The 15030-nt window shown below is 35.2% G+C and carries 9 protein-coding genes; all 9 read right to left on the minus strand.

Annotation, left to right across the window (positions count from 1 at the left end; translation table 11 throughout):
• Positions 1 to 49 precede the first annotated feature (49 nt).
• Positions 50 to 2461 (minus strand): TonB-dependent receptor, encoded by a 2412-nt coding sequence (locus FN795_RS02160; protein ID WP_142449165.1) that lies wholly within the window; start codon positions 2459 to 2461, stop codon positions 50 to 52.
• Positions 2462 to 2639: 178 nt separating this feature from the next.
• A complete protein-coding gene (locus FN795_RS02165) occupies positions 2640 to 3617 on the minus strand; it encodes a glycoside hydrolase family 43 protein (protein WP_142449166.1) in 978 nt (325 codons plus the stop codon).
• Between the two features lie 72 nt (positions 3618 to 3689).
• Positions 3690 to 4868, minus strand: coding sequence for an aldose epimerase family protein (locus FN795_RS02170; protein ID WP_142449167.1), 1179 nt, complete (start codon positions 4866 to 4868; stop codon positions 3690 to 3692).
• 21 nt (positions 4869 to 4889) lie between these two features.
• The gene (locus FN795_RS02175) at positions 4890 to 5912 is read right to left on the minus strand and encodes a glycoside hydrolase family 43 protein (RefSeq protein WP_142449168.1); all 1023 of its coding nucleotides are present in this window, start codon (positions 5910 to 5912) and stop codon (positions 4890 to 4892) included.
• 98 nt (positions 5913 to 6010) lie between these two features.
• Positions 6011 to 7819, minus strand: a complete 1809-nt coding sequence (locus tag FN795_RS02180; protein ID WP_142449169.1) for a glycoside hydrolase family 2 protein — start codon at positions 7817 to 7819, stop codon at positions 6011 to 6013.
• 219 nt (positions 7820 to 8038) lie between these two features.
• Entirely contained in the window at positions 8039 to 9076 is a 1038-nt protein-coding gene (locus FN795_RS02185; RefSeq protein ID WP_142449170.1) for a glycoside hydrolase family 43 protein, read from the minus strand.
• A 144-nt stretch (positions 9077 to 9220) separates the two neighbouring features.
• The gene (locus tag FN795_RS02190; RefSeq protein ID WP_142449171.1) at positions 9221 to 10396 is read right to left on the minus strand and encodes a cellulase family glycosylhydrolase; all 1176 of its coding nucleotides are present in this window, start codon (positions 10394 to 10396) and stop codon (positions 9221 to 9223) included.
• Positions 10397 to 10481: 85 nt separating this feature from the next.
• The gene (locus FN795_RS02195; protein ID WP_142449172.1) at positions 10482 to 12005 is read right to left on the minus strand and encodes a RagB/SusD family nutrient uptake outer membrane protein; all 1524 of its coding nucleotides are present in this window, start codon (positions 12003 to 12005) and stop codon (positions 10482 to 10484) included.
• A gap of 18 nt (positions 12006 to 12023) precedes the next feature.
• Complete coding sequence (locus FN795_RS02200; RefSeq protein ID WP_142449173.1) at positions 12024 to 15029, minus strand: SusC/RagA family TonB-linked outer membrane protein; 3006 nt, start codon at positions 15027 to 15029, stop codon at positions 12024 to 12026.
• Between the last annotated feature and the right edge of the window lies 1 nt (position 15030).

Here is a 15030-nt window from a genome sequence, read left to right on the forward strand (position 1 = left end):
TTAAGACAGATGCTTTTTTGATTTGTAATTTTTCAACTAAAACAAACCATCAAAATTTGTAAGTCACACCAACTCTAAAGTTTGTTGGCGCCTCAGTTTGCCAATAATAAGCATCTAGCCACTGGTAGTAAGAACCGCTGTAAAGGTATTTGTTCAAGATATTAAATACGTTAGCAGTTACTTTTACTTTACCAGTTTCATAAGATAAGCCTCCATCTAATTTAAAGTAAGAAGGCAGTTTTTGAAGACCTTCACTCCAGGTATCCGTTTGGCGTCCGTCAAGGAAAGTTCCTCCAATAGAAGCTCCAAAACCTTTTAGTTTTCCATTTTGAACTGTATAGTTTAACCATGCATTTGCTGTATGTTTAGCATAACCTGGTACGATATCTCCTTTTTCAATTCCTGTTGCATCAGAAACCAATGGATCAACTTTATTTACAATAGATTCTGTAAAAGCATAATTTGCGATAAGATTTAAACCATCAAATAGTTTTCCCCTAACATCAAATTCCACTCCCTGAGCTCTTTTTTCTCCAAGAACAATTTTATATTGTTCATTTGGTGTATTTCGAGGATCAGCGGTAAGTTCATTCTTCTTCAAGATATTATAAACAGATAAACTTGTATTCCAAGAACCGTCAAACCAATCTTTTTTAATTCCAAATTCGACATTATTTCCTGTAAGCGGTTTTACCTGTCCATCTCTAACAACTCCTGATTGAGGCGAAAAAGCCTGGTCATATAATCCATAAAAAGCTGTGCTTTCGTTTAAAGAATAGCTAACCCCTACACGAGGTGTAATATGACTATCTTCTTGTGGATTATCATAACTACTAGTCTGTTTAATCCATGTATATCTTGCTGCAAGGGTCAATCTTAATTTGTTTTGGAAAAATCCAAGTTCATCCTGAATATAACCCGCCGCATATTCTGAACCATAAAGTCCGCCAGCTCTTTGGCTTAATGGTGTATCGTGGTCAAAAGCAGGGAAACCATTAGATGGTGTTCCGTAATTTGGATTATAAACATTAAATGGATTAGCTGCTGTATCTAAATTATGAGATTGTCCCCAATCTGCCATATAATCTTTACTTCCTAAGTCTACTCCACTTAATATTTTGTGGCTAACAGAACCAGTGTTAAACTTCCCGTTTACAAATATTTGTCCTAAATACATGTTGCTTTCTGCATCCCAAATACCAACATTTCTAATAATATTTCCTTTTCCAAGAGCATTATCATCTGAACCAACCATGCTTGGCCATGAACTATATCCTTGTTGAATATATTTAAAATAAGAAGTCTGTGCTGTAAGTTTCCAGTTGTCATCAAACTTATGCTCAAACGTAAAATAACCGCTGTGATCCTGAATATTAGTATCTGGAAGTCCCGGTTGTGTCATGGTAAATCCAACTGGCAATGTTGCATATCCATCAGATGCAGGTCCAAAAACATAGTACGAACCAACCTCAGTCATGTTTGCATACTGAAAATTGTATTCAGCAGTAATTTTTGTTTTATCATCAATTTGATATGAAATTACCGGAGCAATTACATAACGGTTATTATGTTCAAAGGCACGGTGCGAACCTTTATTTTGAGCAGTTCCGTTGAATCTGTAAAGCAATTTTCCTTTTTTATCCAATTTCCCGTCAAGATCAAGGCTAACTCTGTAAAAGTCATAGCTTCCTCCAAGTACAGAAACTTCTCCTTTTGTAATTCCGGTTGGTTTTTTAGTCACCACATTATAAAGTCCGCTTGGGTCGCCACTTGAAAGCATAAATCCAGCAGGTCCTTTTACAAATTCAATATGATCTACAAAACTCATATCTTCAGTTAATGGTCCCCAGAAAGAAGAAACCACATTAAATCCGTTTCTGAAAGCCTGAATTTGAGAACCACGCATTGTAATATTTGTGTACAAATCGCCCCAGTGTTCCAAACGTACCGCTCCACTCACGTTACGGATAACTCCGTCGCTCATACTTGTAATTTGCTGATCTTTTAAAGTTTGACCGCTTACAATCTGAACATTTTGCGGAATTTCCAAAACTGGAGTCTGAAGACGCAACGACAACGAAGGTTTATCTTGTTTGTATTTGTTTTTTGTGATAACAACTTCATCAAGATCTTCCTGACTTTCAGAAAGTGCAAAGTTTTTTGTTGTGACTTGCTTTGCTGTTACAACAATGGTAGCTTCTTGACCATGAATCCCAACTGAATGAATGCTGATCGTGTAAGAGCCTGGTTTGATATTTCTAATCTCGTACTGTCCATTTTCATTGGTTATAGCACTATATTTTGTTCCTTTAAGAGCAACAGATACACCTTCCGCTGGAGCATTTCCGCTCAAAGATACTTTTCCTGTTACCCTACCTGTATTTTGATTTTGCGCCATCATAGTTAATGATGTTACGAAAAGCACAAAAAAACAGATTTTTTTAATGGTTAAGCTATTCATTTTGTCTGGTTTTAAATTCGCAGGCAAAAATACTTTCTAAATTTTGTATTTCCTAAATTATTTTTATTTATTCTAAATAATAATAGTTATTTTTATTTCATTGAAAATGAAATAAGATAAATAAAAAAAGCTCTTCCAAAGTTTATCGGAAGAGCTTAAAACACTGATTTAAAACAATTTATTTAACTTCTAAAAAAGAGAAACTTTCGGGCTTTGCTACAATTTTGTTTCCTGAAAATTCAATTGAAATAATTCCGGCTTTTCTTGGAGAAACAGCACTTTCGTTAAAATGCGTATGAAGTACATAATTCATTTTATTGTCTTTATCCCAAAATACATCACCATGCCCTATTCCATTTTGTTTCGTATTTTTTCTGCTAATAATTGGACTTTCTGAAGCTTTTTCCCAAGGTCCCAGCGGACTTTTAGCAGTTGCATAACCTACAGCATAATCAATATTTCTGAAATCATTTGCCGAATAAATCATATAATACAAACCATTGTGCTTTAAAACAGTTGGGCCTTCAGTAACTGGCCAGTTAACATTTTGCGTATTTTCCCAAGGCAAAACTCCAGAAATACATTCAGTTAAAGTTTCTGCTTTTATGCTTTGAAAATCATCATTTATTTCGGCAACAAAAATTCGGTTTCCATTTGTCAAACGAACATGATACAGGTATTTTTTTCCATCCTCATCAATAAAAATAAATGGATCGATTTGATTTCCTGTTTTAATGATTGGTTCCTTAGATTCGTTTTTAAATGGCCCAAGCGGACTGTCACTTGTCGCAAAAGCAATATTTTCATTGGCCGTATAAATCATATAAAATTTGTTTTTATACGAAAGAATTTGCGGTGCCCAGAAACCTTTGTCACCAAAAGAATCGCCTTTTTTCAAAGCTAAACCATTCTGCGCTCCAACAGGACCTTTCCAGTCTCTCAAATCAGAAGATGTGTAAACTTGAAAACCTTCACCATTTGGAAAATCTCCACTTGTAGTTCCATACAAATAATACAATCCGTTACTATAGAAGATGGTTGGGTCCGCCAGAAGAATTGTATTTGATTTTGCTTCTTTTGGTTTGTCTTTGCTTTTCTCTTGAGAACAAGCTGTAAAAGCATACAATAATGTTATTATGGATAGTATTTTTTTCATTTTTTATTGGGTTTTAAATTTAACCGCAATCCCGATAATTATCGGGATTGCGGTTAAATTCGTTAAACAATACTACTTTTTAACAGAAAACTGATAATAAGAAACTGTATGATATTTTTGTCCCGGTTTTAAAACAATCGGAGCAAATTTTGGCTGATTTGGCGCATCTGGAAAATGTTGAGTTTCCAAAGCAAATGCGGTTCTGAAATCATCTTTTGAACCTGATTTAAATGTATTTTTTGACTGCATGAAATTTCCACTATAAAACTGCAATCCTGGTTCTTCTGTAAAAATGTCCATTTTAATTCCCGATTTATCGCCTGAAATTGTTGCAGCGTGATTTAATCCGTTTTTCTTCGTTGCGTTTAAAACGTAATTATGATCGTAGCCTTTTCCGAATTTCAATTGTTCGTCTTTAGTTTCGATTCTTTCTCCGATGGTATGTTTTGAAGTAAAATCAAATACCGTATTCTTTACTGGTCTTAATTCTCCACTTGGAATCAAACCTTCGTCAACCGGAGTAAATTCATTCGCATAAATTTGCAATTCATGGTTTAAAATTGTCCCACTTCCTTCGCCATTCAAATTAAAAAAAGCGTGATTTGTTAAGTTTACAAGTGTCGTTTTATCTGTCGTAGCCTCATATTCCATTTTAACCGAATTATCATCTGTAATCGTATAAATTACTTTTACAGCTAAATTTCCCGGAAATCCTTGTTCTCCATCTGGTGAAACATAAGTAAAAACCAAAGTGTTTTCATTTGTTTTTTCAGCATTCCAAACTACATCCTGAAAGCCTTTTACTCCGCCATGCAAAGCATTTTTACCATTATTTAACGGAACTTGGTATTGTTTTCCTTCCAAAGTAAATTTCCCTTTCCCGATTCTATTTCCTACTCTTCCGATCGTTGCTCCAAAATAAGGTTCAGTCGAAGTTTTAAAACCTTTTGCACTATTCATTCCGACTACAACATCGGTTGGTTTTCCGTTTTTATCGTTTACCCAAAGCCCGATTAATCTTCCACCGTAATTAGTAAAAGCAGCTTTAATTCCTTTGTTTTCTATCCAATACAAATTGACTTTTTTACCATCAATAATCGTATCAAAATTTTTAGTTTCTAAAACGGTTTTTACCGAATCTGAACTTATTTCAGTAGTTTCTTTTGAAGCTGCATTTTCCTTTTTAGTGTCCTTACAATTAAACTGAAAAAGTGCCAGTAAAACAACTGCAGCAATTTGAATATTTTTCATTTTTATAACTTTAAGATGATTTTATTTTGATGGAATTGCCAATTTGATTCCTTCACTAACTGGCTCACCTAAAACTGGAAATCCGCTAGAATCCCAATTAATTTTCTGCATTCTTGGAGATCTTTTATTTCCGCAACCTTCTCCGGGATTTGAATTGGCGTGATATAAAATCCAGTCTTCTTTTCCGTCAGGAGATTTAAAGAAAGAATTATGTCCCGGCGCATAAACCTTGTTTTTATCGGATTGTTTGAAGATTGGTTCTGGGGATTTTTTCCATCCATTTGGATCCAATAAATTATCTCCTCCATTAAATACTAACAATCCTAAAGAATAAAAATCCGTCCAACAGCCACTTGCTGAAAAAACAATGAAAATTTTTCCGTTTCTTTCTAAAAACTGAGGCCCTTCGTTTACATTTACTTGTGGTGGATTTACATCATCGTGCAATGCGCCGTGTGTTTCCCAATCGTTTGTTGGCGAAGAAATCATTACGCGATCGCCGTCAATTTCAAGCGGGCTTTTCATTTTAGCGATGTAAATATTTTGTTGTCCGTTAGTGTCGCCTGCCCAGCCTGCCCAAATCATATAAAGTTGTTTCTTGTGTTCAAAAACATTTCCATCAATTGCCCATTTGTCTGTTTTTGCAGCAATTTTCCCTTTGAATTCAAAACTACCTTTAAACGGATCTGATGATTTGTTTTCTAAAACATACATTCTATGATTGTTGTTGTCGCCATTATCAGCAGCAAAATAGCAGTACCATTTCCCATTAATAATATGAAATTCAGGCGCCCATATTTCTGCTGAATAGTTCGTGTTTTTTGGTGGTGTCCAAATGACTTTGCTTTCGGCATTTTTAATATCTGACAAGTCTTTTGTTTTCCATAAAACCAATTTATTCCCAAGTGTATTTGTATAGTAGTAATATCCTTTATAATAGGTACTATAAGGATCTGCACCTGATGGCAGTATTGGGTTTGTGAATGTTTTTTGCTGCGCAAAACTTATTGTTGTGAACAGGAAAAGGATTAGGTATTTTTTCATTTTTAGCTTTTTTATTTGAATTTTTCCCGCAGATCTAGCAGATTACACAGATTATTTTATCAGCTAAATCTGCCAAATCTGCGGAAGAAAAAACACTTCTAATTCAAAGCATTTATGACTTCAGTATTAATCTTATTTATTGCTTTGAAATCCATTTTATCTACTTTTCTATCATAAGTGATAAAACCATTTACTTCACCTTCAACATCGGTTGTTTGTGTATAAACTGCTGCTGAAAAACCATTTTTTACATAGTTTTTAAGGATCTTAGCATACTTGATATATTCGGCAGTGACTTCAGCTTCATTTTTAAATTTAATGTAGCCCCAATTGTCATTTGCTCTCCATAAATGTCCTTCAAGAGGAAGTCCGATTCCGCCATATTCTCCCAAAACTGTAACTCTTCTGGCATCATATAAATACATTTCTGGTCCTGGATAATTGTGTAAATCTAGAATATCGCCCGTTTGAAAATGATTTCCACCACTTGATGAATTTGTTAATCGGCTTGGATCGTGATTTTTAGTCCATTCTGTAATCTCAACCGTTTTGAATTGTCCCCAAGCTTCGTTAAACGGAACCCAAACGACAATACTTGGATACGAATACAAATGATCCATAATTTCTCGCCATTCTTTTCTATAGATTTCTTCAGATTTTGCAGAACGTTGCAATTCTGTTCCGTCAAAATATTTTCTGTTTTGCCAAATTGGTTGATCATCTCCGCTTGGCATATCTTGCCACACTAAAATTCCTAATTGGTCACAGTGTGTATACCAACGTTCCGGTTCCACTTTTACGTGTTTACGAATCATATTAAAACCTAATTCTTTTGTTTTAATAATATCGTATTTTAAAGCTTCATCGGTTGGTGCTGTGTATAATCCGTCTGGCCACCAACCTTGGTCCAAAGGTCCATATTGGAAATAATCTTTGTTATTTAATTGCATTCTCATGATTCCGTTTTCATCTCTTTTTGATGAAATTTTTCGCATTGCAAAATAACTTTTCACCTCATCAACCACTTTATTTTTGCTGATTAAACGAATTTTCGTCTGATATAAAAACGGACTTTCAGGCGACCATAATTTTGGAGCATTCAAAACAATATCATTGCTTTCGCCAACAACGGCTTTTTCTTTAGCAATTTCTTTTCCTCCATCAAGAACCGAAATTTCAACTACATCTCCTTTTTCAGCTCCATTTACATCGGCTTTAATACTGATTGTATTTTGATCGATATTTGGCGTTGTTTTTAATTCTGAAATGTTTTTAGCGTTTACAGGTTCAATCCAAACGGTTTGCCAAATTCCCGTAACAGGCGTGTACCAAATTCCTTCAGGATTTTTGACTTGTTTTCCTCTTGGTTGAGGCCCATCATTTGAAGGATCCCAAACTTTTACAACTAATTTTTGATTTTTTCCTTTTTGAATAAATGGTGTAATATCGAATGAAAATGGTGTATATCCTCCAGTGTGTGAACCGACTTTTACGTCATTTATAAAAACTTCCGTTTTCCAATCTACAGCACCAAAATGCAAAAGAATATTTTTTCCGTTCCAATTTGATTCAATCGAAAAATTTGTTTCGTACCAAAGTTCATTTTTGGCTCCAACATTTTTCATAACACCAGACAAACTTGATTCGGCCGCAAACGGAACCAAAATTTGCCCATCATATTTTGAAGGCGCTGTTTTTCCAAATTCTTGAATGCTGTAATTCCATAGACCATTCAAATTTTTCCACTGATCGCGCTCCATAATCGGACGGGGATATTCAGGTAACGTTTTGTTCGGATCAACCTGCTCTGCCCATTTTGTTTTGATTTTATCTCCTTGTGGCTTCCATTGCGCATTTGCTGCAAACACTGAAATCAAGGCTAAAAAAAGGATGCTTTTTCTTTTCATACTATATATGTGTTGGGCATTTTTATTTGAAATAATGCCATAATGTTTCTTCTAAATCAAAATGAATTACCAGACTTATAACCAACATAAGCCTGGTAAATTCTCAAACTAACTTAACTAACCAATTCTTGAGTAAGATGTGAAATGTGATGCGTAAAATGTGAAACTTAAAATGTGAATTCAAGAAATATTTAGTTTCAACTTTTCACTTCTGACATTTTACTTTTTACTTAATCCAAATTTCTTCACCAAACTGTCGTATTCATTTTTAGAGATTGTAATCATACAGCCGTGGCGCACTTTTTCTGGAAGACTATATTTGTCCCAATCAGAGAAAAAAGTGTAGCCTGAGGCCTGAAACCAAGGTCCGTTTAGGTTATCTGCGATTGATAATCCGTATGAAACTCCTGGGTATTGTTCGTAATACATGTACCATATTTTGTCATCAGGAGAAGGAATCAACATTGGAGCTTCTCTGAAGTTTGGACTGATAGATTGCTGGGGCAAAGAATAAGGTCCTAAAAGGGATTTTGATTTGGCAATTCGGATGGTTTTTCCTGTTGTCCAATACAAAGTTGGGTACGTTTCGTCTTTAATCACAGCGTAGTAGGAATCGCCGATTTTACGAATAAAAACATCAATTGTTCCCATATCCCAATCGAATAAGCGTTTTGGCGTTCCTTCGAATGTTTTTAAATCTTTAGACAAAACATACAACGTTCGCTGACTTGCCCAATAACGTTCTCCATCTTCTTTTGTTCCTTCAAGATGTGGCGTGTGCCAAGTCATAATGAACTTTTCAGAATCTTTGTCGTAATATAATTTTGGAGCGCCAATTCTCTGTAAAGCATTTGAATAATCAGGAGTACTTTTTAAATCTGGTGTATAATCTGCATGTTTTTTCCAAGTAATCAAATCATCCGAAACCCAAATATTGATAGCCTTTGCATCGTCTCCCGTATTTCCTGCGATATAATATTTTCCGTCTGGACCTTTGCAAATGTCAGGATGTCCTTTATATTCTTCAAAAACGCGCTTTCCATTGTTTAGATTTTCCCAATGTAAACCGTCCAAACTAACAGAATAATACAATCTGCCGTAATCATTATGTGTCATGTGCGCAAAAAGATAGGCTTCGTTTTTAGGTTTTTCATTTCCTTTTATTTGTCCCGGCGGATCTGGTTGTTGCGCTTTCGCGGAAAATCCAACTAGAATTATCGCTAGAAAAAAGAGCTGTTTTATTGTATTTTTTCTCATTGCTGTGTAGTTTTTAATTGCCCACGGATTTTACAGATTAAACAGGTTTTCACTGATGTAATTTAAAATGATCGGCGGAAATCCGTTTAATCCGTTTGATCTGTGGCTAAAAGCAATTATCTAATTATCAAATTGACACATTATCTAATTTTTCTTATTTGCCTCAGAAGTCATCTTTTTAATCAAATCTGTTTCGGTTTGAATGTATGGTGTTCCATCAGTATGAAGCACTTCGTGAAACCATAATTTTGGTTCTGCAGTATAGATTTTAGTCCAACTGTCCCAAGCGTATTTTGTTTGTGTTTTTCCATCAACAAATCCCCAGTTGATCATACCAACATTGTATTTTCTGGCAATTGGAAGAAATCCTTCGAAAGTGCTTCCGTTTGGTCTTGCCATATATTCTGTACAGATTAATGGTTTTCCGTAACGTTGTAATTGTTTGATTACTTTTTCGAAATCCTGAGGTGTGTTGTAATTGTGGAAAGAAACTACATCAGACTGTTCAATCTGCATTTTATGCATTGGTTGCATTTTAGCTTCGTCGCTCCAATCTCCAACCCAAACTCCAGAAGTCAATGGTTGTGATGGATTGCTTGATCTTGCCCAAGCAAAAACATCTTTTAAAAGTGGTAAAATCAAATCAACTTTGTTTTTGATTTCTACTTTTTCGTAAGATGGACCGGTCATATTATCAGGTTCGTTCCAAACGTCCCAACCTAAAATTCGTTTATCATCTTTAAATTTTGCTACCGTTTCTTTTACATATTTCTCTAAACGAGGATATTGTGTTTTATCCTGAAGTGCTTTTTGGCCCGGAGCCTGAACCCAACCAGAATTGTGTGTATGCGGTTTTGGCGCACGTTGTTTTCCTAAAGCCGGAAACGGATCCCAACAAGAATCAAACAAAACAAAAAGTATTTTAATATGATGTTTATCTGCAATTCCTAAAAAAGTATCCATGCGTTTGTAAAGTCCTTCAGCATCTTGCTGATGCAATAAATCATGTAGATAAACACGCATTACATTCATACCAAGACCTTCTGCCCAGCCTAATTCCTGATCAATTCTTTTTGGATCAAAAGTATCTTCCTGCCACATCTCTAACTGATTTATAGCTGTGCTAGGAGAATAATTTGCGCCCACTAACCAAGGTTGTTCTGCGTACCATTTATTGGCCTGATCTTTAGTCCAGATTTCTCTTTTTTCTACTGAAGTGGTTTCTGTTTTATTTTCTTCAGAATTACTTTTTTTATTGTTGCAGCTAAGCAATACTAGCCCTGCCAACACTAATGTCAGACACAATTTTACTTTCTTCATTTTCAATATTGTTATTATGAACAATTGTTCTTTATGATAAGGGAATCAGATTTGAAGCATCTGATTCCCTCAAAAAATTTAATTTTTAATATCCTGAGTTTTGATCTAGATTTGGATTATTATCAACATCTGTTTGTGGAATTGGCATTCTGTGATTTTTACCCACTTTAAAGTTTTTAAAATCTGAATCACGAAGTGCGATTTTATCAACAGAAGCTTGCGTATTCAAATCTCCCCAACGTTTTAAATCTTCCCAACGAACACTTTCTCCAGCTAGTTCTAAAACTCTTTCCATTTTTAATCTTTCCAGGAACAAATCATGGTTATTTCCAATTTCAGGATGTGCAACCGCTAATGTGTTCATGTTAGCACGCGCTCTTACCATGTCAACATATTGATACGCTTGCGCAGTATTTCCTAATTCATTCAAAACTTCTGCATAGCGCAACAAAATATCACCGTAACGAACTAATCTGTAGTTTACTTGAGAATAGTAATCTTCATTATCTCTGTAATAATCACGGCTTCCTTTTCTGAACCAAGCTTCGTTATTGTTCCATTCCCAGTTTCTATTGTATGTTTTGTCTCCAAAATCAGCTAATAATTGAGGATAGTACAAAGTCCATCTTAAACGGATATCAAGATTTCCGTCTTTGTTTTTTTCTTCCTTGAAAGCATTTACTAACCAAAAACGAGCTTGTCCGTCAGACCATCCAATTCCTCTTGGCGCAAAAAACTGACAACGGTTGCTAGAAACTGCAGCATTTTGATCTTCTCCTGTTCCGCCTTTTCTTTGATCTCCAAATTGAATTTCAAAAACAGATTCGCTGTTGTTTTCATGTAAATCTGTAAAGTTGTCTCTGTAATTTGCTTGTAAGCTGTATTTTGCTCCAGCACCAGAAATCAAATAGTCTAAAGACGTTTTTGCTTCAGCCCATTTATGTTGTTGCATATATACTTTTGCAAGAAAAGCTTTTGCTGCTCCTTTGTCTGGTCTTCCAATATCTGCACCTGACCAATCTCTTGGCAAATCTGCGAAAGCTTCATTTAAATCTTTTTCAACTTGAGCCCAAACTTCTGTTACTTTTACTTGTTTTGGCAAATCTGCTGGCGTAGATGGTTCTAAAACCAACGGAATATCTTCCCAAATTACTGCTGCATAATAGTAATGCAAGGCTCTCAAAAATTTAGCCTGCGCTATAATTCTCTTTTTTGTGTCTTCATTTTGGAAAGTAATATTTGGAACATTTGCCAAAACTTGGTTACATCTGAAAATCGCTTTGTAAGTATCTCTCCATGTTACAGCATTTCCTTCCCAGAAATTATAATTGATGTAATTGAATCTTGTCCAATCTGCTAATTCTGTCCACGGACTTACGCTATATCCTTCATCAGACGTTAAATCCAAACGGAAATAAATCCATCTTGCCCAAAGGCCATCTTTATAAAACATGGCATAAATTGAATTTACTCCGGCTTGTGCGTCACTTTCAGTTTTCCAATATTGGTCTACTGTAATATCATTTGGGCTATTTAGGTCCAATTCTTTTTCGCATGAAGCAAAAATGAGACCTAGAAGAGCTACGGTTATTATGATTGATTTTTTCATTATGCTATTTTTTTTAAATTAAAAGCTAAACTCTACACCAAAAGAATATGTCTTAAGATTTGGGAAAGCCCCATTGTCAACACCTCTTTCAAAAATATTACCGTTTGTAAACTCAGGATCTAAACCTTGATATTTTGTGATGGTAATAATGTTTTGTGCCGAAAGCGTTAATCTTGCTCTTGTAATACCAGAGTTTTTCAAAACACTACTTGGCAAATTATAGCCAAATCCGATGTATTTAAGTCTGATAAAATCACCGCTTTCCAAGAAACGGTCGCTGTCTCCACGTGAGTTTAAAGTTGAACCTTTTGTAATTCTAGGGAAATCAGTGTTTGGATTTTCTGGCGTCCAAGGCTGAATTCCTGTTCTGTAGTTACTATTGTCGTCAAAACGATCAACAACACTTCTAAATCCGTCGTAAACAGTTGCTCCGTGTGAAGCAATCCAGTTCATAGAAAAATCAAAACCTTTGTAGTCTGCTCCTGCATTAAATCCCATTTCAAATTCTGGCCACGGACTTCCAACAACAGCTTTGTCTTCATTTGTAATTTGTCCGTCACCGTTATTATCTTTAAAACGAATATCCCCAGGAACAGCATTTGGCATAATTACTTTTCCACCTGCAGTTTTGTAGTTGTCAATTTCTTGTTGATTTTGGAACAAACCATCTGTTTCTAAAACATACCACATTCCTACTGGCATACCCGCTCTTGTTACTGTATTTCCAGAAAAGTTTTCGTTTTGTCCGTTACCTAATGAAACCAATTTGTTGTTTACTTTTGTGAAATTCACAGAAGCGTTAAATGAGAAATCATTGATTTTTTTGTTGTAAGCCAATTCTAATTCAAAACCTTTATTTTCAACAGTTGCAGCGTTAGAAATTGGGTTTCCTCCATCATTTCCTGTTGTCAATAAAATTGGGAATCCAAACAATACATCTTCTGTACGAGCAATGAAATAATCGGCAGTAAGACGCAAATCATTATTTAAAACGCCAAGATCTACTCCAAAATTCGTTTGTTTTAATTTTTCCCAACGCAATTCTGAATTTGATAATTTTACCTGAGCCGCAGATGGATATAACTTTTGTTCGTTACCCATTACAATCTGTCCAAAATTATTTACGAAGCTTTTATATTCATAATTTCCAATGTTTCCAGAACCCAATTCTCCGTAACTAGCTCTTAATTTCAAATCTTTAATAAATTCTGATTTAAAGAAAGATTCGTTGCTTACTCTCCATCCTGCAGAAAGAGAAGGGAAATTCCCCCACTTGTTTGCGTCGCTGAATCTTGATGATCCATCACGTCTTAAAACAGCATTAAATAAATAACGATTGTCATAATTGTACTCTAACCTTCCTAAGTAAGATGCCAAAGCCGCTTCGTTAATGAAACCACCAACAACTGGCGAATCTCCTTGATTTAAAACTTCATAATATTGACCTGTTCCAGAATTCATTGGAAGATTTCTCTTTGTTCCATAAATTTGGTTGTAGTTATCTTTTTGATAAGTTTGACCAACTAAAAGAGTAAAATCATGTTTACCGAATGCCTTTTTGAAAGTCAATGTATTTTCAAACAACATTGTTTCTGAACGACCTTTGTTTTGATCTGTATACGATTGATCAATTGGCTGATTCAAAGACCAGTTTCCAACTTTTCTTAAGAATTTATAAGAGTCGAAACTTGTTTCATATCCAAAATTGAAACGGTATTTCAACCATGGAGCAAATTTTAATTCTGACCAGATATTTCCTCTGATTCTGAAATTCTCATTAATGGTATTCGCAAAATCAGCAATCGCCAAAGGATTTGTTCCAAAAGTATCTGCAACGCCTTGTTTCCCGTAACCGTAACCACCTGGATTTGCAGGATCATACAGTGGAATTGTCGGCGTCATTCTGTACACATCAATAATTGGGTTTCCAGACATTTCATCTGTTTTTGAATTGCTGATGGCTAAGTTTTCTCCAATACTGAAAATTCCTTTTGTACCGCTTGAGTTTACACGGAAGGAAATTCTGTCGAAATCAGTTCCAATGACAGTTCCTTCGTTTCCAAAATAATTTCCAGACATAAAGAATGTTGAATTTTCATTTCCTCCAGAAAAACTTGCATTGTAATCTTGCATCATTCCGGTTTTGAAAACCGCATCTTGCCAATCTGTATTAACAGACATATTTAAATTTTGTCTTGTAAATCCAGCATTGTCATACGCCATGTTATTGTATTTTGCAAACTCTTCAGTTCCCATTAAATCATAACGAGGCATAACTTGAAAGCTCGTTTTTGCAGAAACTTCAACCTGAAGTGGTCCTTTTTTTCCTTTTTTAGTAGTAATGATGATTACACCATTTGCAGCACGTGAACCATAAATCGCAGCCGCCGATGCATCTTTCAAAACCTGAATGCTTTCAATATCATTTGGGTTAAAATCTCTGTTTGCTGATGTTACCAATCCATCAATAACATATAATGGATTTGTATTTTGAAGATTTTTCAAACCACGAATCTCAACGCTAGCTTCTTGTCCAGGACGCCCGCCACCGCGAACTTTTACTCCAGTAACTAAACCTTGAAGTCCATCGGCAACTGTTGTAATTTGTCTTTTCTGAATTTCATCTGGCTTCACTAAAGAAACTGCTCCTGTAAGGTCTTTTTTCTGTTGAGAACCGTAACCTACAACAACAATTTCGTCGAGTTTCATGGCATCTTCTTCTAACGTAATATTTATAGAAGTTCGGTTGTTAATAGCGATTTCAGTTGTTTTATAGCCTTGAGAGCTAAAAACTAAAGTTTGGTTTGCGCCAGCGGTAATTTTATAGCTTCCGTCAAAATCGGTAACGGCTCCATTTGTTGTGCCTTTGATGACAACATTCGCAAACGGAATCGATTCGCCAGAAGAGGCAGAAACTTTCCCAGAAATTGCAATTTGCTGTGCATACGTTTGCTGGAATAATAAACTAAAGAAAAACAAGAGGTAATATCTCTGCTTTAAAATTTGAGTGAACTTTGTTTTCATT

The organism is Flavobacterium resistens (genome assembly GCF_900182645.1).
GTDB classification, from domain to species: domain Bacteria; phylum Bacteroidota; class Bacteroidia; order Flavobacteriales; family Flavobacteriaceae; genus Flavobacterium; species Flavobacterium resistens.